The 19,974-nt window shown below is 68.3% G+C and carries 18 protein-coding genes and 1 tRNA gene; 7 read left to right on the top strand and 12 right to left on the bottom strand.

Features of this window, described 5'->3' with window-relative positions:
• Positions 1-558: 558 nt before the first annotated feature.
• The 6 genes from rho to argS all read right to left on the bottom strand — a co-directional run bounded on the left by rho (position 559) and on the right by argS (position 9,642).
• On the bottom strand, positions 559-2,631 hold the full coding sequence (rho, locus tag AB0M65_RS10275) for a transcription termination factor Rho (protein WP_364024434.1): 2,073 nt from the start codon (positions 2,629-2,631) through the stop codon (positions 559-561).
• A 456-nt stretch (positions 2,632-3,087) separates the two neighbouring features.
• The gene (gene thrB / locus AB0M65_RS10270) at positions 3,088-3,969 is read right to left on the bottom strand and encodes a homoserine kinase (protein ID WP_364024431.1); all 882 of its coding nucleotides are present in this window, start codon (positions 3,967-3,969) and stop codon (positions 3,088-3,090) included.
• Entirely contained in the window at positions 3,966-5,027 is a 1,062-nt protein-coding gene (gene thrC / locus AB0M65_RS10265; protein WP_364024428.1) for a threonine synthase, read from the bottom strand. The genes thrB and thrC overlap by 4 nt, the downstream gene beginning before the upstream one ends.
• Positions 5,024-6,334, bottom strand: coding sequence for a homoserine dehydrogenase (locus AB0M65_RS10260; protein ID WP_364024425.1), 1,311 nt, complete (start codon positions 6,332-6,334; stop codon positions 5,024-5,026). The genes thrC and AB0M65_RS10260 overlap by 4 nt, the downstream gene beginning before the upstream one ends.
• A 3-nt stretch (positions 6,335-6,337) precedes the next feature.
• A complete protein-coding gene (lysA, locus tag AB0M65_RS10255; RefSeq protein ID WP_364024422.1) occupies positions 6,338-7,768 on the bottom strand; it encodes a diaminopimelate decarboxylase in 1,431 nt (476 codons plus the stop codon).
• 179 nt (positions 7,769-7,947) lie between these two features.
• Positions 7,948-9,642 (bottom strand): arginine--tRNA ligase, encoded by a 1,695-nt coding sequence (argS, locus tag AB0M65_RS10250; protein WP_364024419.1) that lies wholly within the window; start codon positions 9,640-9,642, stop codon positions 7,948-7,950.
• A gap of 205 nt (positions 9,643-9,847) precedes the next feature.
• Here argS and AB0M65_RS10245 point away from each other — a divergent pair, with 205 nt between their 5' ends.
• Entirely contained in the window at positions 9,848-10,642 is a 795-nt protein-coding gene (locus AB0M65_RS10245) for a DUF3105 domain-containing protein (RefSeq protein WP_364024452.1), read from the top strand.
• An 8-nt stretch (positions 10,643-10,650) separates the two neighbouring features.
• A complete protein-coding gene (locus tag AB0M65_RS10240; protein ID WP_364024416.1) occupies positions 10,651-11,367 on the top strand; it encodes a DUF305 domain-containing protein in 717 nt (238 codons plus the stop codon).
• 97 nt (positions 11,368-11,464) lie between these two features.
• Here AB0M65_RS10240 and AB0M65_RS10235 read toward each other — a convergent pair whose 3' ends face one another.
• A complete protein-coding gene (locus AB0M65_RS10235) occupies positions 11,465-12,382 on the bottom strand; it encodes a cation diffusion facilitator family transporter (RefSeq protein ID WP_364024413.1) in 918 nt (305 codons plus the stop codon).
• A 151-nt stretch (positions 12,383-12,533) separates the two neighbouring features.
• Positions 12,534-13,676 (bottom strand): epoxide hydrolase family protein, encoded by a 1,143-nt coding sequence (locus AB0M65_RS10230; RefSeq protein ID WP_364024410.1) that lies wholly within the window; start codon positions 13,674-13,676, stop codon positions 12,534-12,536.
• 60 nt (positions 13,677-13,736) lie between these two features.
• Here AB0M65_RS10230 and AB0M65_RS10225 point away from each other — a divergent pair, with 60 nt between their 5' ends.
• The 3 genes from AB0M65_RS10225 to AB0M65_RS10215 all read left to right on the top strand — a co-directional run bounded on the left by AB0M65_RS10225 (position 13,737) and on the right by AB0M65_RS10215 (position 15,135).
• Complete coding sequence (locus tag AB0M65_RS10225; RefSeq protein ID WP_364024407.1) at positions 13,737-14,174, top strand: MarR family transcriptional regulator; 438 nt, start codon at positions 13,737-13,739, stop codon at positions 14,172-14,174.
• 65 nt (positions 14,175-14,239) lie between these two features.
• Positions 14,240-14,312 (top strand) — tRNA-Arg (locus tag AB0M65_RS10220).
• A 241-nt stretch (positions 14,313-14,553) separates the two neighbouring features.
• Positions 14,554-15,135 carry an adenylate kinase gene (locus tag AB0M65_RS10215; protein WP_364024404.1) on the top strand — a complete coding sequence of 194 codons (582 nt, stop codon included), beginning with the start codon at positions 14,554-14,556 and terminating at the stop codon, positions 15,133-15,135.
• Here the strand turns inward: AB0M65_RS10215 and AB0M65_RS10210 are convergent.
• From AB0M65_RS10210 to AB0M65_RS10195, 4 genes are all read right to left on the bottom strand, one after another.
• Positions 15,132-15,623 (bottom strand): GNAT family N-acetyltransferase, encoded by a 492-nt coding sequence (locus AB0M65_RS10210; protein ID WP_364024401.1) that lies wholly within the window; start codon positions 15,621-15,623, stop codon positions 15,132-15,134. The two genes, AB0M65_RS10215 and AB0M65_RS10210, sit on opposite strands and share 4 nt — an antisense overlap.
• A 35-nt stretch (positions 15,624-15,658) precedes the next feature.
• Positions 15,659-16,363, bottom strand: coding sequence for an SDR family NAD(P)-dependent oxidoreductase (locus tag AB0M65_RS10205; protein ID WP_364024398.1), 705 nt, complete (start codon positions 16,361-16,363; stop codon positions 15,659-15,661).
• A 363-nt stretch (positions 16,364-16,726) separates the two neighbouring features.
• On the bottom strand, positions 16,727-17,362 hold the full coding sequence (locus AB0M65_RS10200) for a response regulator transcription factor (protein ID WP_364024395.1): 636 nt from the start codon (positions 17,360-17,362) through the stop codon (positions 16,727-16,729).
• Positions 17,344-18,531 carry a sensor histidine kinase gene (locus tag AB0M65_RS10195; protein WP_364024392.1) on the bottom strand — a complete coding sequence of 396 codons (1,188 nt, stop codon included), beginning with the start codon at positions 18,529-18,531 and terminating at the stop codon, positions 17,344-17,346. The genes AB0M65_RS10200 and AB0M65_RS10195 overlap by 19 nt, the downstream gene beginning before the upstream one ends.
• A gap of 183 nt (positions 18,532-18,714) precedes the next feature.
• Between AB0M65_RS10195 and AB0M65_RS10190 the strand changes: the two genes are divergently transcribed.
• Entirely contained in the window at positions 18,715-19,260 is a 546-nt protein-coding gene (locus tag AB0M65_RS10190; RefSeq protein ID WP_364024389.1) for a heme-binding protein, read from the top strand.
• Entirely contained in the window at positions 19,260-19,958 is a 699-nt protein-coding gene (locus AB0M65_RS10185) for an ankyrin repeat domain-containing protein (protein WP_364024386.1), read from the top strand. Before AB0M65_RS10190 ends, AB0M65_RS10185 begins: the two co-directional genes overlap by 1 nt.
• Positions 19,959-19,974 lie beyond the last annotated feature (16 nt).

The following is a 19,974-nucleotide window of genomic DNA, read 5'->3' as shown; positions in this document are numbered from 1 at the left end:
GACCCGCGTCCGGTTCTGTTGTTGTTTTGTTTTCTCCCTCAACACCCACCACAAACACCACCCCCCCCACCCCGCACTCGTTCACCCGGCACCTGCCACGCGCGCCTGAAGTCCGTGGAGACCTCCTTGAGGGGCCCTGGTCCCTCGAAGGGGTAAGTCGAACGTGCCGCGGTGCGTGGTGCCTCGCCTTGATCGGCCGGTTCGCCGGGGTTCGCAGTCAGGGCGAAGACGTGACACGCGTGCTCAAGGCCGTAACTTGCGTGCTTGAACACGTAACTCGCGTGCCTGAATGTCGAACTCGGTGTGTGGGGTCCAAGCACGCGAGTGCGGTCGGCGCCATCCCGGCACAGTTCGTCTGAAGGCGTCACCTCACCCAGTCGGGTTGCCAGGCAAGGGAATCGTCCACCGAATGCCAAGGCGTACCGGTGGTTTCGGCCAGGCGCCCACGACGAGCCTTCCCAGGACGTGATGAAGGGGCCTTTCACCGCATGAGACGCGGCGAAAGGCCCCTTCATCGCAAAGCTGTAAGAGCTGTAGTGCCGAAGGCGACCGAGAAGATCAGTCGTCGTCGTTCGAGCCGAGGGCCGTCTTCGAGACCTGCATGAGGAACTCGAGGTTGGTCTTCGTCTTGCGCAGTCGCGAGATCAGCAGGTCGATGGCCTGCTGCGAGTCCAGCGCGTGCAGGACTCGGTGCAACTTGTGGGTGACCGCGAGCTCGTCCGGCGAAAGCAGCAGGTCTTCCTTACGGGTACCGGACGGGTTGACGTCCACCGCGGGGAACACCCGGCGCTCGGCGATCTTCCGGTCGAGCTTGAGCTCCGCGTTACCGGTGCCCTTGAACTCTTCGAAGATCACCGTGTCACCGGTGGACCCGGTCTCGACCATCGCCGTGGCGAAGATCGTGAGCGAGCCGCCGTTCTCGATGTTGCGCGCCGCGCCGAGGAAACGCTTCGGCGGGAAGAGCGCTGTCGAGTCGACACCACCGGAGAGGATCCGGCCGGAAGCCGGGGCCGCGAGGTTGTACGCACGGCCGAGGCGGGTGATCGAGTCGAGCAGCACGACGACGTCGTGGCCCATCTCGACCAGGCGCTTCGCCCGCTCGATCGACAGCTCCGCGACCGACGTGTGGTCGGACGGCGGACGGTCGAAGGTGGAGGCGATGACCTCACCCTTCACCGACCGCTGCATGTCGGTGACCTCTTCCGGACGCTCGTCGACAAGGACGACCATCAGGTGGCACTCGGGGTTGTTCGTGGAGATCGCGTTCGCGATGTCCTGCATGATCGTGGTCTTACCGGCCTTCGGCGGCGACACGATCAGCGCACGCTGTCCCTTGCCGACCGGCATCACCAGGTCGATGACGCGGGTCGTGAGCTTGTGCGACTCGGTCTCGAGACGCAGCCGCTCGTTCGGGTACAGCGGGGTCAGCTTGGTGAAGTCGGGACGATGCTTGGCCTCGTCCGAATCCAGCCCGTTGATCGAGTCGACACGCACCAGCGGGTTGAACTTCTGCCGCTGCTGCTCGCCGTCACGCGGCTGGCGCACGACACCGGTGATGGCGTCACCACGGCGCAAGCCGTACCTGCGGACCAGCGAAAGCGAGACGTACACGTCGTTCGGCCCGGCGAGGTAGCCCGACGTACGCACGAACGCGTAGTTGTCGAGCACGTCCAGGATGCCCGCGACGGGCAGCAGGACGTCGTCCTCGCGGATCTCGGTGTCCGGCGAACCGCCCTGTTCGCGGCCGCCACCGGTGCCACGGCGACGACGGTCGCGGAAGCGACGGCCGCGACGGCCGCCGTCCTCGTCGTCGTCACCCTGCGGGCCCTGGCCCTGCCCCTGACTCTGGCCCTGGCCCTGGCCGCGGTTGTCCTGGCCGCCCTGCTGGTTGCGCTGGCGCTGGTTGTCCTGACCGCGGTTGTCGCGGTTGCCGTCCCGGTTGCCCTGGCGGTTACCGCCCTGCTCACCCCGGTCGCCACGCTCAGTGCGGTCGCCACGCTCGCCGCGCTCATTACGGTCGCCACGCTCACGCTGCTCACCGCGGTCACGCTGCTCACCACGCTCAGCGCGGTCGCCGCGCTCACGCTGCTGGCCGCCCTGTTCGGGCGAACCCGCGGCACGGTTGGAGCCACGACGACGACGGCCTCGGCCGCCCTCTTCCTGCTGCGGCTGGCCGTCCTGCTGGGTCTCCTGCTGCGCGGGCCGCTCGGCGGCGGGCGCGGAGCCATTCTCCGAGACGGCCTTGTCGGCCTTCTCGGCGCGCGGGGCCTCGGCCGGGGCGGTTTCCGCCTTCGGCGCTTCGGCCTTCGGGGTCTCCTGCTTAGGAGCCGCCGTCTTGGGCGCTTCGGCCTTGGGAGCCTTCGTCGGTACTTCGATCCCCTCGAGCGGAAGCGTTTCGCTCGCCGCGGCGGGGGACTTGCGCTTGGTCTTGCCCTGACGCTCACGGATGGCCGCGATCAGGTCGCCCTTACGCATACCCGTGGTCTCGCCGATGCCAAGGTCCCCAGCGATCGAGCGCAGTTCGGCGACGGTCTTGCCGGTCAATCCGCCGACCGCGCGCTTGGGAGCGGCGACGCCGTTCGACTCGGCGGCGCCACCTTCGACGTCGCTCAAAAGATCGGTGTTGCTCACAAATGTCCTTCCTGACCGATCCACGCCTCCAGGTGGATCAGCGGACCGCCGTTCGCGTCCGATTGCGAAACGGCGTATCTGGCCCCCGATACGGGCGATCAGCTCCTCAGCCGTGTTGAACACAGCGGAGCTGTTCCAACAGGACCAAGAAAAGGCCTCCAGCACAGGGGTTTGCTTCCTCCAAACGGAGGAAGCGAAATTCGGCACCGCCGGAACCGGGAACCCGCCTGTGTCGGTCTGTCAGCCCCGCTTGCCAGGCTGTGCTTTTGCCGGACTCTGTGCGGAACTGGCGAATCAACGAAGGATGCGGGCCAAGGATGTCACTGTTCACCTGGACCGGCACCGGGTGCGGAAACGCACGGTGATCGAACGCCCCCGAGGGTAGACCGCGCCACGGCCCGGTGCAACAACCACCCCCCGCGTGGCGGGGCGAGAGCCGTGCACGTGACCGAGGCTTTACTGAGCCGCGACCTGAACGCCGCCTGGATCGATCGGCAACTCGGTGACGTCGAAAGATGTAACGTCCACCCCCGTCGGAAGTATTCCGGCGGTGGTCAGCGCGAGCACGGTCGGACCGGCGCCGGAAATGGCCGCGGCCACTCCTTCGGCCCGCAACGCACGCACCAGCTCGGCGCTCGCCGGGTACGCGGGCGCCCGGTAATGCTGGTGGAGCCGGTCTTCGGTAGCGGAGAGCAACAGGTCGGGGCGCGCTGTGAGCGCGTGCACCGCGAGTGCCGCGCGACCCGCGGTGAACGCCGCGTCGGCGTGCGGCACCCGTTCGGGCAGCAGTCCCCGCGTCACGTCGGTCGAGGAGCGCAAAGCCGGGATCGCGACCACGGGCCGGATGTCGTGATGCGGCTGGAGCCGTTCGGCGCGGAACCGCGCGCCCTCGTTCCAGGCCACCACGAAGCCGCCCAGCAGGCTCGCCGCCGCGTTGTCGGCGTGCCCCTCGAACTCGGCCGCCAGCTGCAGCGCGTCGTCGTCCATGGCCTTCTCAGCCAGCGCGTACGCCGCCGCGACACCGGTGACGACGGCGGCCGCGGACGAACCGAGCCCACGAGCGTGCGGAATGGCGTTGAAGCACCGCAGATACAGTCCCGGCACCCGGACGCCCAGGTGCTCGCAACCACGCCGGAAGGCGCGGACGACCAGATGCGATTCATCGGTCGGAACGTCGTCCACGTCACCCGCGCCGGCGTCGATCACCTCGATCTTGAGCCCGGCGTCGGTCACCTGGAGCTCGACCTTGTCGTACAACGCCAGCGCCAGGCCCAGCGTGTCGAACCCCGGGCCGAGATTCGCCGAGGATGCCGGGACGGTGACCTTGAGCAGCGTCATCGCAGGTCCAGCGCGGCGGCGACGGCGGTCGGGTCGACCGCGAGCGGCTCGACCTCGACGTTGCCTTCCAGCGCGGTGGCCGGATCCTTGAGGCCGTGGCCGGTGACCGTGCAGACGACGGTGGAGCCCTTCGGCAGGCGTCCGTCGGCGGCCGTCGCGAGCAGGCCGGCGACGCTCGTCGCCGAAGCGGGCTCGACGAACACGCCCTCCTTGCGGGCGAGCAGGCGGTACGCCTCCAGGATCTTCTCGTCGGTAATGGCCTCGAACAGCCCGGCGGAGGCGTTCTTCGCCTTCATCGCGCCGTCCCAGGACGCGGGGCTGCCGATGCGGATGGCGGTCGCGATGGTGTCCGGATCGGCCACCGGCTCGCCGTGCACGAGCGGCGCGGCACCGGCGGCCTGGAAACCGAACATCCGTGGGGTGTTCTTCACCACACCGTCACCGGCGTACTCGGAATACCCCGCCCAGTAGGCGGTGATGTTGCCCGCGTTGCCGACCGGCAGGCAGTGGATGTCGGGTGCCTTGCCGAGTACGTCGCAGATCTCGAACGCGGCCGACTTCTGGCCGGCGATACGCACCGGGTTGACGGAGTTGACCAAGGTCACCGGATAGTCGATCGCGGTCTTCTGCGCCAATTCGAGGCAATCGTCGAAGTTGCCGTCCACCTGCAGGATCCGCGCGCCGTGCTGGACGGCCTGGGCGAGTTTGCCCATCGCGATCTTGCCCTGCGGCACGAGTACGGCGCAGGTGAGCCCGGCACGCGCCGCGTAGGCCGCGGCCGACGCCGACGTGTTGCCGGTGGAGGCGCAGATGACCGCCTGCAGCCCGCTGGCGAGCGCGTGCGTGATCGCCACGGTCATCCCGCGGTCCTTGAAGGAGCCGGTCGGGTTCACGCCTTCGACCTTGAGGTAGACCTCGCAGCCGGTCAGCCCGGACAAATGCGGCGCGGGCAGCAGCGGGGTGTTGCCCTCACCGAGGGTGATCACCTTCGCGCCGGACGGGACCGGGATCCGATCGGGGTACGCCTGGATGATTCCGGGCCAGGGTTGGGAAATCACTGGTCTTCGCCTTCCACACGCATCACGCTGACGACCTGGTTCACCACGTCGAGTTCGGCAATATCGTCCACAGTGGACCTCAGGGCCGCGTCCGGCGCCAGATGGGTGACCACGACCAGGCTGGCCGTGTCGTTCGCGTCACGCTGGCGCACCGCGGCGATGCTGACGCCGTGGCCGGCGAACGCCTGCGCCACCTGCGCGAGCACCCCGGCGCGGTCGGCCACGTCGAGACTGACGTGGTACCGCGTCGGCGTCTGGCCCATCGGCCGGACCGGCAGTGCGGCGTGCGCGGATTCACGCGGGCCGCGGCCACCGACGACCAGGTTGCGAGCCACCGCGACGAGGTCGCCGAGCACGGCACTCGCGGTCGGCGCGCCACCGGCGCCCTGACCGTAGAACATCAGCTCACCGGCGGCGTCGGCCTCGACGTAGACGGCGTTGTACGCGCCGCCGACCCCGGCGAGCTGGTGACCGCGCGGGATCATCACCGGATGCACACGCGCCGAAACGGATTCGGTGCCGTCGTCGGAGGTGACGCGCTCGCAGATGGCGAGCAGTTTCACCGTGCGGCCCAGCACGTTCGCCGCCGCGAGGTCCGACGCGGTGACGTCGGCGATGCCCTCGCGGTGCACGTCGGAGGCGGTCACGCGGGTGTGGAACGCGAGCGAGGCGAGGATCGCGGCCTTGGACGCGGCGTCGTAGCCGTCGACGTCCGCCGTCGGATCCGCCTCCGCGTAGCCGAGCCTGCTGGCCTCTTCCAGCGTTTCCGCGTAGCCGGCGCCCGTGGAGTCCATCGCGGAGAGGATGTAGTTCGTGGTGCCGTTGACGATGCCCATCACGCGGGTGATGCGGTCACCCGCCATCGACTCGCGCAGCGGGCGCAGCAACGGGATCGCCCCGGCGACGGCCGCCTCGAAGTACAGGTCGACACCCGCCGCGTCCGCGGCCTCGAACAGCTCCGCGGAGTGCTCGGCCAGCAGCGCCTTGTTCGCGGTGACAACGGATTTCCCGGCTTTGAGCGCGTCGAGCAGCCACTCCCGCACCGGCTCGATCCCGCCGACCAGTTCGACGACCACGTCGACGTCGTCGGAGGTGACGAGCTTCGTCACGTCGGAGGTCACCAGCTCCGGCGGCAGCTCGGGGTGCTTGTCGGGGCGTCGCACCGCGATACCCGCCAGCTCCACCCGCGCGCCCGCCCTGGCGGCGAGTTCGTCGGCCTGCTCGGTGAGCAGCCGGACCACTTCACCGCCGACCGTCCCGCAGCCGAGGAGTGCGACTCTGATCACGCGTTCGTCCACAGTAGACACTTGCTAGACCTCCAGGCGCAGCATGTCGTCCGTCGTCTCCCGCCGCAGCAGCACACGGGCGCTGCCGTTGCGCACGGCCACCACCGCGGGCCGCGGCTGCCGGTTGTATCCGCTGGCCATCGAGTAGCAGTACGCCCCGGTGGCCGCCACGGCGAGGAGATCGCCGGGAGCAAGAGTGTCGGGGAGCCAGCAGTCGCGGACGACGATGTCGCCGGATTCACAGTGTTTTCCCACAACTCGGGACAACGCGGCAGCGGCCTGGCCGTCACCGTCGTCCGCGGAGCGGGAAACGAGGCGGCAGTCGTACACCGCGTCGTAGAGCGCGGTGCGGATGTTGTCGCTCATCCCGCCATCGACACTGACGTAGCGCCGGGCGGCCTTGTCGCCGAGCGAGACGTCCTTGATGGTGCCGACCTCGTACAGCGTGATCGTGCCGGGGCCGGCGATGGCGCGGCCCGGCTCACCGGCGATCTTCGGCACCGGAAGGCCCGCGTACTCGCATTCCTTGCGGACCATCTCGCGGATCTGCGTGATCATCTGCGCGGGCGGCGGCGGATTGTCCTTGTCGGTGTAGGCGATACCGAAACCGCCGCCGAGGTCGACGATGGACAGCTGGTCGAGGAGGTCGCTGCCGTGCTCCTTGGCGAGTTCGGCCAGCAGGCCGACCACCCGGCGGGCGGCGACCTCGAAACCGTCGGCGTCGAAGATCTGCGAACCGATGTGGCTGTGCAGGCCGACCAGCTTGAGCGACGGCGCGTTGAGCACGCGACGGACGGCCTCGGCCGCGTCGCCGGAAGCCAGCGAGAAGCCGAACTTCTGGTCTTCGTGCGCTGTCGCGATGAACTCGTGCGTATGCGCCTCGACGCCGACCGTGACCCGGATCAGCACGTTCTGGACGATGTCGTGCTTGACGGCGACATCGGCCAGCCGCGCGATCTCGTAGTAGGAGTCGACCACGACCGTGCCGACGCCCGCCTCGACGGCGGCTTCGAGTTCGGCGACCGATTTGTTGTTGCCGTGGAAGGTGATCCGGTCGGCCGGGAAGTTCGCGCGCTGTGCCACGGCGAGTTCGCCGCCACTGCAGACGTCCAGGCTCAGCCCCTGCTCGGCCACCCAGCGGGCGATCTCGATGGACAGGAACGCCTTGGACGCGTAGTGCACGAGCGCCGGGTCGTCGAACGCCTCGGCGTAGTCGGCGCAACGGGACTTGAAGTCGGCCTCGTCGACCACGAACAGCGGCGTGCCGTAGGTCTCGGCGAGTTCACGGACGTCGACGCCCGCGATGCGCACGACGCCGTCGCCACCGCGGAAGGTGTTGCGGGGCCAGACCTTCGGGTACAGCCTGTCGAGTTCCTCGGCACTCGCCGGCGGGAAACCGGAAGCGTCGGCGTGGGGGTAGACGTCGGCGTGGCGGGGGCCCGCGGGGTGAGCCATTGATTACTCCGCTCGATCAAGGCCGCGCGATCGCGAACGCGTGGCCAGGGCGTGGGTCAGGTCGGGAAAGTTACGTTGCGTTCGGAGGACGCCCTGCCTCCGCGTCAGCGAGCCCTTCGGGCGGAGCGCGTCCGTCGTACTCGGCCGGGTTCCGGATAACACCTCGGCGCCGCCTCCCCTCACATCCGTTCCGGAGCGGAGACACCGAGCACGGTGAGGCCGTTGGCCAGCACCTGGCGAGTCGCTTCACTGAGCGCGAGCCGGGAAAACGTGAGGGGGGTGGTCTCCTCGTCGCCCCTCGGCAGAACCCGGCCGACGGCGTTCCACTTGTGGTAGGCGCCGGCGAGTTCTTCGAGATAGCGGGCGACACGGTGCGGTTCGCGCAACTGTGCGGCCCGGCGGAGGACGGTCGGGAATTCGCCGAGTGTCCGGATCAGGTCACCTTCGGCCGGCAGCGTCAGCAGTCCGAAATCGACGTCCTCTCCGGACTGTGTTGATGAGCCCTCAGCGGGAATACGTACTTCGGACTTGAGCCCAAGGTCGGAAGCGTTGCGCTGCAAGGAGGCCAGCCGCGCGTGGGCGTACTGGACGTAGTAGACCGGGTTGTCGTTGGAATGCTTGCGCAGCAGATCGAGGTCGATGTCCAAACTGGAGTCGACCGAGTAGCGGATCAGCTCGTAGCGGGCCGCGTCGACACCGACGGTGCCGACGAGATCCTCCATGGTGATCACGGTGCCCGCCCGCTTGCTCATCCGGACCGGTTTGCCGTCGGAAACCAGGTTGACCATCTGGCCGATCAGCACCTCGACCACGGCCGGGTCGTCCCCGAAGGCGGCCGCGGCGGCCTTCAGGCGGGCGATGTACCCGTGGTGGTCCGCGCCGAGCATGTAAATGCACAGATCGAAACCGCGTTTGCGCTTGTCCTGGAAGTAGGCGAGGTCACCGGCGATGTAGGCCGGGTTGCCGTCCTTCTTGATGACGACGCGGTCCTTGTCGTCACCGTGCTCCTTGGACTTCAGCCACCAGGCACCGTCGGAGAAGTACAGGTTCCCGGAATCCTTCAGCTGCTGGACCGAGGACGCGACGGCGCCGGACTCGTGCAGTGAGTTCTCGTGGAAGTAGACGTCGAAGTCGGTGCCGAAGTCGTGCAGGCTCTGCCTGATCTCGGTGAACATCAGCTCGATGCCGACCCTGCGGAACGCCTCGGCGCGCTCGTCGTCCGGCAGCGACAGCGCACTCGGCTCCTGCCGGATGACCTCGGCGGCGATGTCGTTGATGTAGCCACCCGCGTAGCCGTCCTCAGGGGCGGGCTCGCCCTTGGCGGCCGCGACCAGCGAGCGGACGAACCGGTCGATCTGCGCGCCGTGGTCATTGAAGTAGTACTCGCGGGTGACCAGGCCGCCCTGCGCGGACAGCACCCGGCCCAGCGCGTCGCCGACCGCGGCCCAGCGGGTGCCGCCGAGGTGGATCGGGCCGGTGGGGTTCGCGGAGACGAACTCGAGGTTGATCTTGACCCCGGCCAGCGTGTCGCCGAGGCCGTACTTCTCCCCGGCGTCGAGGACCTGCTGGACGATCTGGCCCTGCGCGCCGGCGGCGAGCCGCAGGTTGAGGAAGCCCGGCCCGGCGACCTCGGCCGAGTCGATACCGTCGGTGGCGGCCAGCGCCTCGGCGAGCGCGTCGGCGAAGTCGCGGGGCTTCATACCCGCCTTCTTGGCCACCTGCAGCGCCAGGTTGGTCGCGTAGTCGCCGTGCTCGGGGTTGCGAGGACGTTCGATCGTCACCTTCTCCGGCAGCACGGAATCGTCGAGGCCGCGCGCGGCGAGAACCTGCACGGCTGAGTTACGGACCAGGTCGGCGAGAGCTGCGGGAGTCACTCGTGGAATTCTAGGTGTGACCTGGTCCGGGCTTCGCAGCGACCGCCGGAAGGTGTGAGCCAAGCCGGTGACCATCGCGGGCGTTCACGGTGATCAGACGCGCGGTCTCTACACTGGCCCGCGCAGGGAACCACCCCCTACGGAGAACGCGGGAGCCATGGCTAACGGGACAACCAGAAAAAAGGGCGCGTCGTCGAAGGACGCCTTGAAGGCCGCCCGTAGTTCCGTCGTGTCCAAGAAGGGCACGCCATGGGGCACGATCATCGCCGTCGTCGCGATCGTCGCCCTGGCTGCCTCGGTGGTCACTTATTACATGATCGCTTCGGCGCCCAAGCGCGATCAGAAGACGCGGGAAGAGGCGGCCGCCGCCTTCGCGCCTTCGCAGCAGGACCCGGATCCCTCCAAGCGGATCAACGGCGTCACCACCACGACGTATGAAGGCAGCGTGCACGTCACCGCCGCCGAACGCGTCGCCTACGACAAGACCCCGCCCTACGGCGGCCCGCACGACCAGGCCTGGGCCGCCTGCAACGGCGTCGTCTACCCGAACGCCGTCCGCAACGAGAACATGGTCCACGGCCTCGAGCACGGCGCGGTCTGGATCGCCTACAACCCGCAGCAGATCAGCGGCGAGGCACTCGACCTGCTGAAGGTGCGCGTCGAGGGCAAGCCGTACACCACGATGTCGCCGTACCCGAACCTGGACAAGCCGATCTCCCTGCAGTCCTGGGGCCACCAGCTGAAGCTGGACAGCGCCTCCGACGACCGGATCGACCAGTTCATCGCGGCCCTGCGCACCAACCCGTACGGCGCGTACCCCGAGCGTGACGCCACCTGCGACGCGCAGATCGAGCCGGGTGAATTCAACCCGGCCCCGCCGGGGCCGGACGCCAAGCCGATGGACTACAAGGGCACCGCGGGCACCCAGCAGGACCAGGGCGCCGCTGGGCAGCCGTCGCAGCCCCCGGCCACCCAGCCCTCGGCGCCCGCGAGCAAGTAGTGAACCCAGTGGACCCCGATCTCCAGTACGTCGACGAACCCGGCGACACGGCACCTCGCACGGTGAAGTCGCGCTGGCTGGTGATCGGGGCCGCACTGGTCGTCATGCTGATCGTCGGCTTCGGCCTCGGCGCCTTGACGACCAGGCTGATCGACACCGATCCCGCCTCCACGACACCGGGGGCGGGTTCGGTCGAGGTCGGTTTCGCGCAGGACATGTCGGTGCACCACCTCCAGGCCGTCACCATGGCGGGCTGGGCGCGCGACCATACGGCCGATCCGGCGATCAAGACCCTCGCGTTCGACATCGAGCGGACGCAGACCGGCCAGGTCGGCCGGATGAAGGGCTGGCTCGGCCTGTGGGGCCAGCCCGAGCAGGCGACCGGCGCGTATATGACCTGGATGACCGAACCGATGGCAGGCCATGGCGGGCACGGTGGCGCCGACATGAAGCCGTCGAACGGCGCACCGATGCCCGGCATGGCGACGTCGGCCGAACTGGCGAAGCTGCGGTCGCTGACGGGCAAGGAGATGGACGTCTTCTTCCTGCAACTGATGCTGCGGCACCACGTCGGCGGTACGGAGATGGCGCAGTACGGCAACGACCACACTTCCGTGGCGGACGTGAAGTCGCTGACGCGGAGCATGCTCGTTTCGCAGGGCGCCGAGATGACCCTGATGAAGGGCCTGCTCCAGGAGCGCGGCGCCGCTCCCCTGCCCGCCTGACCCCCTTTACAACGCAATTAGTCCTCTAGTTGCGGTAGTTCGCGTTGCCAACTACCGCAACTAGAGGACTACTTGCGTTCGCGTCGTCGTGGGGGCGCTACCAGGAGAGCTCCCGGCAGCGTTGCGCGCATTGGGGGACTTCTATCTGCAGGGTCGCGTGCTCGATCGAGTACCGGCTCGACAGCAGGTTCTGCGCCTCGGTCAGCACCGCGGCCTGCTCGACGGTCGGGGCGATGGTGAGGTGCGCCGAAGCGACCTCCATCCCCGAAGTCAGCGTCCAGACGTGCAGATCATGGACGTCTTCGACGCCCTTCAGCGCGCCGAGTTCGGTCTGGATCCCGGCGACGTCGACACCCTTCGGCGCGTGCTGGAACAGGATCCGCAGCGCGCGGCGGGCGAGGGCGTAGGTGCGGGGCAGGACGAACAGGCCGATCGCGACACCGATGATCGGGTCGGCGTAGCGCCAGCCGGTCAGCAGCGTGATCGCGCCGCTCAGCAGCACACCGACGGAGCCGATCAGGTCGGCGAGGACCTCCAGGTACGCGCCCCGGACGTTGATGCTCTCTTCGGCACCCTTGCGCAGGATCATGAAGGAAACGATGTTCGCGACCAGGCCGGCGGCGGCGGCCAGCAGCACGGGCAGGCCGGCCACGACGGGCGGGTCACTGATCCGGCCGATGGCCTCGTACAGGACGTAGCCCGCGACGCCGAACAACAGGATCGCGTTGCCCAGCGCCGCGAGCACCTCGGCCCGGTAGAACCCGAAAGTGCGGGTGAGCGTCGGCCCACTGCGCCGGGCCAGCATGATCGCGCCCAGCGCCATGCCGACGCCGAGGACGTCGGTGAACATATGGGCGGCGTCCGAGATCAACGCGAGCGAGCCGGTGGCGAACCCGACGACGAACTCCATGACCATGAAGCCGGCGCCGATGAACAGGGCGATCGTCAGGCTCTTGAGGTAGCGACCTGACGCGCTCGACGGCGAGGCCGTCCCATGCCCGTGCCCGTGACCCATTGCTCCGCCTCTCGTGAAGTCGACAGGCCGAATATATTGTCACATGCGCATATGTGCAATACAGGTGAGCCTAAGTTCACCATGTCCTAAGCCACACAAGGAAGCCATCCCCCAGGAGGGCCTTCCCGAAACCTGATACCGACACGCACCGCTACCGAATCGCCCGGAAGAACCCCCGCAACTGCCCGACGAAGGCTTCCGGCTGCTCGAAAGCGGCGAAGTGACCACCCTTGACCAGCTCCTCGTACCAGCGAAGATCGGTGTAGCGCAGCTCCGCCCACCGACGGGACGGCCGGATGATCTCGCGCGGGAAGATCGAGATCCCCGAAGGAACGGCAACCTCGGAGACGTCTCGCTCCCTGTTCTCCCAGTAGATCCGCGCGGACGACGCCGCGGTCGCGGTGAACCAGTAGACGGAGATGGCGTCGAGCATCCGGCGCCAGGACAGCGCGGTCTCCGGCGAGCCGTCGTTGTCAGTCCACTCCCAGAACTTCTCGGCGACCCACGCCGCCTGCGCCGCGGGCGAGTCGGTGAGGCCGTAGCCGACCGTCTGCGGCCGGGTGGCCTGCTGCTGCGAATACGCGGAGCCGACCTCGCGGAACCGGTTCAGATCGCCGATCGCCTCGCGTTCGGCCTCGGTCGGCTCGCCCAGCGCCGCCACGTCGTACTGGACGCCTGCCATGTTGACGTGGACGCCGATCAGCCGCTCCGGTGCCACCTTGGCGAGCATGTTCGTCACCCCGGCACCCCAGTCGCCACCCTGAGCGACGTAGCGCTCGTAACCGAGCCGCCCCATCAGCTGGTCCCACGCCCGCGCGATGCGCTCGACCGTCCAGCCCGTCTCGGACGGCTTGTCACTCCAGCCGAACCCGGGCAACGACGGCGCCACGACGTGAAACGCGTCCGCTGGATCACCCCCGTGCCCGCGAGGATCGGTCAACGGGCCCAGCACGTCCAGGAATTCGACGACCGAGCCCGGCCAGCCGTGCGTGAGCACGAGCGGCGTCGCGTCCGGTTCCGGCGACCGGACGTGCAGGAAGTGGATTCCCAGACCGTCCACAGTGGTCTTGAAACCCGGGAAAGCGTTGACCCGACCGGCCAAACCGAAGTCGTAGTCCTCGGCCCAGTACCGGCAGAGCTCCCGGGCGAAATCCAGCGGGACACCCTGCCCCCAATCGTCCACAGTGGCCGGTTCGGGCCAACGCGTGCCGCGCAGGCGGGCCCGCAGGTCGGCGATGTCGGCTTCGGGGATCCGCACTTCGAACGGTTCGATCACGACGTCCTCCCAGTTCATTGGTGACACCAACGCTAGCAGGATTCGTTGGTTTCGCCAACGGTTCGGTACGCTGCCCCGATGAGCACCGCTCCCGTCCGGCTTCGCAGCAAGGCCAGCTGGCTGGTCAACCAGGCCGCCACCGTGGCGCACCGGCTCGCGATGGACGAGTTCACCCGCAGCGGCGCCCGCCGGTACCACTACGGGATCCTCGCGGCGATCGACGAAAACGGCCCGTCGAGCCAGGCCAACTTGAGCCGCTCCACCGGCATCGACCGCAGCGACGTCGTCGCCGTCATCAACGAACTCGCCGACTCGGGTTACGTCGAGCGCGCCCCCGACCCGGCGGACGGACGGCGCAACCTGATCACCCTCACCGAAACCGGCGCGCGACGACTCCAGCACCTGGATGACCTGGTCAGCGAGACCCAGGACGTCTTCCTGGCCCCCTTGGAACCCGCCGACCGGGAGCAGCTGACCCGGCTCCTCGCCCGCGTCGTCGAACACCACCACGGCTAACGACCACCGCGCGCGAGAGGGCCCGACGGGATGCGCTAAGCTTCCAACGTCGCCCAGGCGGCAACGCCCTCGTAGCTCAGGGGATAGAGCACTGCCCTCCGGAGGCAGGTGTCGCAGGTTCGAATCCTGCCGAGGGCACACAGTTCGGCCACGCAAAACCGGCCCCTGCCAGCGAAACGCGGTAGGGGCCGATTCATGTCCCGCTCACGGTTCGCCTCGGTTCGTCCAAGTTCGCCTCGGTTCGCCCAGGTTCGCCTCGGTTCGCCTCAGTTCGCGGAGGCGAGATCACGGGTGGCGGCGAGCAGCCGCCTGGTGCCGGACCAATCGACCCGGCGAAAAGCGATGGCAACCGATCCGGGTGCGTCCCTAGGCTCCCGGCATGCGGATCATCGGGCCGGACGGTCCCCTTCCCGAACAACGGATCCGGCGAGTCGCGGTGGCAGGTCCTGCCGGGTCGGGCAAGTCGACACTCGCGCGAACCCTGTGCGAACGCATGGGTCTGCCGTTCGTCGAGTTCGAGTCCTTCTTCCACGGTCCGGGTTGGACGGTGCGGGAGACCTGGCAGGCCGACGTCCTGAAATTCCTCGACGGCGACGAGTGGGCCATCGAATGGCAAGGCGAACAGGTACGGGAACAGATGACCGGACGGCTCGACGTGCTGGTCTGGCTCGATCATCCACGCGTCCTGACCATGACGCGTGTCGTCATCCGGACACTGAAACGTCGTGTCGGCCGCGGTTCGAAGATCGCCGGTGGCAACGTCGAGGGCCCGTTGCACACGTTCTTCACCGATCCCGGGCACATCGTCAAACTCGCGTGGCGCTACCACCCGATGATCCGGGCCCGCGTGCGCAAGGTCATCGACGAGCACCGTCATCCTGATCTCGTCATCGTCCGCCTGCGCGGCCAGCGACAGGTCGATCGCTGGCTTCGCGGGCCCCTCGCCTGGAACCTCCGCTAAGGGATCAGAACGCGGACGCGCCACACCACCCCGAGCGCGGGGTCTCCCGTGGGACTCGGCTCGATCCGTTCCACGGCGAAGCCTTCACGCTCGTAGAACGCGCCCGCTCGTTCGTTGGCCACGAAATGCTCGATGTACAGCCGATCGGCGCCCGCGGGCAACTGCCCGATGAGAGCGTCGAGCAACCGCGGGCCCAACCCCCTGCCGCGATGCCGTGGGTCCACGTAAAGCTTGTAGATCACGTGGTCGTCCCCGGCGCGGCCACGCTGCCCGACACCGGCGAGCAGGCCGTCCGCCTCGGCGACGACCACCGAACCCCGGGCGACGGCGGCACCGATATTCGTTACGTTCCACCACATCCGGACCTGTTTGCCGGCGGCTTCCTCGCCGATCAGGGGCGTGTAATGGGACTGGACATGCTCCTCACCGAAGCGGCAGATGGCCATGACGTCGTCACGATCGGCGTTCCGCAGGACCGGCTCTGCCATCACATACGCCCTTTCTCACGAAGATAGGACAGGACTCACCAGGGCAACACGCCTTCGATGTCGAAGTAGCCGCCCGTGGGCCCGTCCGCGCCCACCTGCGCCATCCGCACGATGATTTCGGCGCCCTGCTCGACAGTCTGACGCCCGGAGTTCCCGTTCAGCCCGGTCGCGGTGAATCCCGGCTCCACCGCGTTGATCCGCAGGTCCGGGAACGCCTTCGCGTACTGCACGGTGATCATGTTGACCGCCGCTTTCGACGCCGGATAGGCGACGCCCGGGTACGCGTGCGCTGCTGTTCCCGGCGTGGCCACCCGGCTCAGCGAAGCCAGGCCGCTGCTGACGTTGACCACGACCGGGGCGGCGGAACGTCGCAGCAGCGGGAGAAACGCGTGCAGGACCCGCACCATGCCGATCACGTTCGTCTCGAAGGTGCCGCGCATCAGCTCGGCCGTCAGGTCCCCCGCGCCGACCACGGGGTCACCCCATTCCGGTGCGATACCGGCGTTGTTGACCAGTACGTCCAGTCCGCCATCGGCCTCGATGGTCTTCGCGGCGGCACCCACCGACCAGTCATCGGTGACGTCGAGGTGAATCGCCCGCGCGCCGAGCTCTTCGGCCGCTCGGCGTCCTCGTTCGGCGTCACGGCTTCCGACGTAGACGGTGTGGCCCGCCTCGACGAGCCGTCGTGCGGTCTCGAAGCCGAGTCCCTTGTTCGCTCCAGTGATCAGTGTTGCGGTCATACCCGGAACGCTAAGTCTTGGAGCGCGCTCCAGGTCAAGGCGAACCATTTCTGTCGGTGTATCTCCCCAGCATCCGGCCATGGGTACGACGGCACCTACTGTGCATACCGGCAAAGAGGCGACGGACTTGCGGAATTCAGAAAGAATCACGAGAGACACGACGCATCGCAGACCTCGTGCTCGCCAACGCTCCAGTAGGCGATGATATCGATTGCCCTATTTGCAGGAAATACTTTCTCTGGGTACGTAAGACTTCACAGCCACCCCTTGCGCCGACATCCTTCGAAACTCTCAGGCGAGCACTTTCGCAACGTCGACCACGCTAAGACGGCACCTGGGGCGCGCTCCAGGTCAAGGAGAGGATCAGCGGGGTTCGATCCGGATGATCCTCCTTTCCGCGGCGACGGCGACCGCGGCCGCCCGGCTTTCGACGCCGAGTTTGTCGTAGATGTGGATCAAGTGGGTCTTCACCGTCGCCTCGGAAATGAACAGCCGCGAGGCGATCTGACGGTTCATCAGTCCTTCCGCCAGCAGCTCGACGATCTCGGTCTCCCGCGAGCTCAGCGCGGGCACCGGATCACGCATGCGATCGAAGAGCCGGGCCGCGATCTGGGGCGCCATCGCGGTTTCGCCGCGCGCCGCCGCGCGGATGCCGCGAAAGAGGTCCTCGGGTGGGCCCGCTTTGAGCAGATAGCCGGTGGCACCGGCGGCCACCGCCCTGGTGACGTCCATTTCCGCTTCATAGGTGGTGAGCACCAGAACCCTCGGCGGTTCCGGTAAGGCCGTCAGGCGTTCGGTGGCGTCGATACCGTCCGGGCCCTCGCCGAGCTGAAGGTCCATCAGCACGACGTCCGGCTTCAGCGCGACGGCGAACCGCAGGGACTCGTCCGCGCCGGCACATTCGCCGATGACGTCGATATCGGCTTCGCCGGCGAGCAGCGCTTTGATTCCCGCACGCACCACCGGATGATCGTCGACGATCAGGACCTGGATGACCATCGCCCCTCCTTGGTGGTGGGCACGCTGACCGCGAGCGCGGTGCCCTCTCCCTGCGCGCTCTCGACGACCATCTCACCACCGAGGTCGGCGACACGCTCGCCGATCATCCGCAGCCCGTTACCCCGGATTCCGCTTACGCGCGCCGCCGCCGGGTCGAAGCCGCCACCGTCGTCGCGGACGTCGAGGACGACCTTGTCCACCAGGTAGGTCAGCGTCACGGCGGCTTCTCGCGCCCGAGCGTGTTCGTTCACGTTCGCCAGCGCACTCTGGGCGACCCGCAGTAGACCGGCCTCCACCTCGGGTTTCAGGCGATACGGTTCTCCGCTGGTTTGGAACCGCACCACATGCGAGGTGCCAAAGGCGATCTGTCCGACCATGTCCCTCAGGGAGTCGGCGAGATCGGTGCCGTCGAGCCGCGGAGAAACCAGACCGTGGACGAACCGCCGTGCCTCGTCGAGGTTGTCGCCTGCCGAGTCGACGGCGGCGGACACGTGTTCCTTGGCCAGTTCCGGATCACTTGTCCAGGCCAGCTGTGCCGCCTGCAGCAGCATCCGCAGACTTGAGAGCCCCTGCGCGAGGGTGTCATGGATCTCCCGCGCCAGCCGCTCCCGTTCCTGCGCCACCCCGGCCAACCGCTGACTGTCCGCGAGATCCACCCTGGTCCGGAGGAGGTCTCCGACGAACTTCCCCAGCTGCTCCCGGTCACGATCGAGCCGCAGGAACGTCATCGTGGCCATCAACGCGACGGCCACCGGCGCGAGGACGATACTCGGATCGAATTCAGTCGCGATCCGCAGCTGGGCGAGGATGGTCACGACGGTCAGCAGGACGACCACCACGACCACGGTCCGCCGCCGCAGCACCTGCAGGCAGACGAAGAACAACGGCACCGCGCACCAAGCGAAACTCGGCGCCGCCACCACCAGCGCGAGCCAGGTCGCGATCACCGCGCCCAGCCACACCGGTCGTCCCTTGCCGAGCACGGGCCAGCTCAGCACCCCCACCACGTAGACCAGCGCGAGCGCACCGGTGAGCACGAGGATCAGCGGTGTGGCCCCGCCGAGTCCGTGGGCGGCGACGAACCGTGCCACCGACGCGGCCAGCAACAGGAAGAACCCGGCGTGCATGGCGGCGTTCAACCACCCGTCCGCCTCGATCTGCGGCTTCATTCCGGTCCTCCCGTCGTCGCAGTTGATCGTAGGCAGGAAGGGGGGTCGGACCACATCAATCGTTCGGTGGATGCCCCTACCGACCGGACGACGCCGAACCTGCCACCACACACCCGATTCGCCAGGACGGCCGGACGACGAAAGTCGAAGGAGAACGAACGCCCTCCACGAAAGAGGAACATCATGAACACGACGCTCCCCCGCACCCGGCTCGTCCTCGGCATGACGGCCGGTCTCGCGACGCTCGCGATCGCCACCGGGATCGGCGCGGCGCAGGCGCAGGACCGGAAGCCGCAGCCGCCCGCCCCGGCGGCCGTGGTGCAGACCGGTGTGCTGGGCGTCGATGCCGCCACCCGCGCGGCACGGGCCGCACTCGACGCCGCGGAGAAGGAAGGCCAGCGGGTGACCGTGGTCGTGCTGGACCGTTCGGGAGCGGTGCGCGTACTGCTCAAGGGCGACGGCGCCGGGCCGCAGGCCGAGGAATCCGCCAAGCGCAAGGCGTTCACCGCCGTCTCCTTCGGACAGCCGACGTCCGCGCTCGCCAAGAACGCACAGGGCGACGGCCCGACCATCCGTGACATCCCCGGCACGCTCTTCCTCGCCGGCGGGGTGCCGGTCGCCGCGAACGGCGGCCCGATCGCGGCGATCGGGGTCGGCGGCGCACCCAGCGGCGACCTCGACGAGCGCTTCGCCACCGCGGGCTTGCGCGCCATCGGGGAGCTTCGCTGATGATCGGCAGGCGGGCGGTCGTGGCACTGCTCGCCGTCGGCGTGCTCGGAGCCTGCTCGGCACCGGCGCCGAGCGCCTCACACGCACCCGCCGGGCCCTCGCCCAGCAGACAAGGAGTCCCCGTGAGTCAGCTCTTCGCTCCCGACGTGAACCTCGTCAGGGCGGCCGTCGCGGCAGGCGCCGACCTGGAGACCCGTGACAAGAGCGGCCGGACCCCGCTGCTCGTCGCGGTCACCGAGGACCGGGTCGAGGTCGCCGAGATCCTCGTCAAGGCGGGCGCCGACCCGGACGCCTTGGACGGACGGCACGACACCCCGTGGCTGGTCACCGGCGTCACCGGAAGCGTTGCGATGGCGCGGGTCCTGCTCGCGGCCAAACCGGATCTGACCATCACCAACCGGTTCGGCGGCGTCTCGCTGATCCCCGCCTCCGAACGCGGCCACGTCGAGTACGTGCGCCTGGTGGCGGGCAGCGGGATCGACGTCGACCACGTGAACGACCTCGGCTGGACCGCGTTGCTCGAAGCGGTCATCCTCGGCGACTGCGGTACGCGTCACCAGGAAGTGGTGCGAGCGCTCCTCGCGTCCGGGGCCGACGTCGACCTCGCCGACAAGGAGGGCGTTACTCCCCTCGCCCACGCGCGAACCAAAGGCCAGCGGGTGGTCGCTGGGATCCTCGAGGAGGCGAGTGTCCCTTGATGACCGGCAGACGGCC

This window comes from Amycolatopsis sp. NPDC051071, assembly GCF_040682875.1.
Lineage (GTDB): Bacteria > Actinomycetota > Actinomycetes > Mycobacteriales > Pseudonocardiaceae > Amycolatopsis.
The sequence above is the reverse complement of the archived record's forward strand: the minus strand, read 5'-3'. Positions and strand labels throughout refer to the sequence as shown.

Bases quoted from the DNA above. Each gene is read 5' to 3' on its own strand.
- thrB (WP_364024431.1), bottom strand. From the start codon at position 3,969: ATGACGCTGCTCAAGGTCACCGTCCCGGCATCCTCGGCGAATCTCGGC.
- lysA (WP_364024422.1), bottom strand. From the start codon at position 7,768: ATGGCTCACCCCGCGGGCCCCCGCCACGCCGACGTCTACCCCCACGCC.
- AB0M65_RS10235 (WP_364024413.1), bottom strand. From the start codon at position 12,382: ATGGGTCACGGGCACGGGCATGGGACGGCCTCGCCGTCGAGCGCGTCA.
- AB0M65_RS10230 (WP_364024410.1), bottom strand. From the start codon at position 13,676: ATGAACTGGGAGGACGTCGTGATCGAACCGTTCGAAGTGCGGATCCCC.
- AB0M65_RS10225 (WP_364024407.1), top strand. From the start codon at position 13,737: ATGAGCACCGCTCCCGTCCGGCTTCGCAGCAAGGCCAGCTGGCTGGTC.
- AB0M65_RS10215 (WP_364024404.1), top strand. From the start codon at position 14,554: ATGCGGATCATCGGGCCGGACGGTCCCCTTCCCGAACAACGGATCCGG.
- AB0M65_RS10210 (WP_364024401.1), bottom strand. From the start codon at position 15,623: ATGGCAGAGCCGGTCCTGCGGAACGCCGATCGTGACGACGTCATGGCC.
- AB0M65_RS10205 (WP_364024398.1), bottom strand. From the start codon at position 16,363: ATGACCGCAACACTGATCACTGGAGCGAACAAGGGACTCGGCTTCGAG.
- AB0M65_RS10200 (WP_364024395.1), bottom strand. From the start codon at position 17,362: ATGGTCATCCAGGTCCTGATCGTCGACGATCATCCGGTGGTGCGTGCG.
- AB0M65_RS10195 (WP_364024392.1), bottom strand. From the start codon at position 18,531: ATGAAGCCGCAGATCGAGGCGGACGGGTGGTTGAACGCCGCCATGCAC.
- AB0M65_RS10190 (WP_364024389.1), top strand. From the start codon at position 18,715: ATGAACACGACGCTCCCCCGCACCCGGCTCGTCCTCGGCATGACGGCC.
- AB0M65_RS10185 (WP_364024386.1), top strand. From the start codon at position 19,260: ATGATCGGCAGGCGGGCGGTCGTGGCACTGCTCGCCGTCGGCGTGCTC.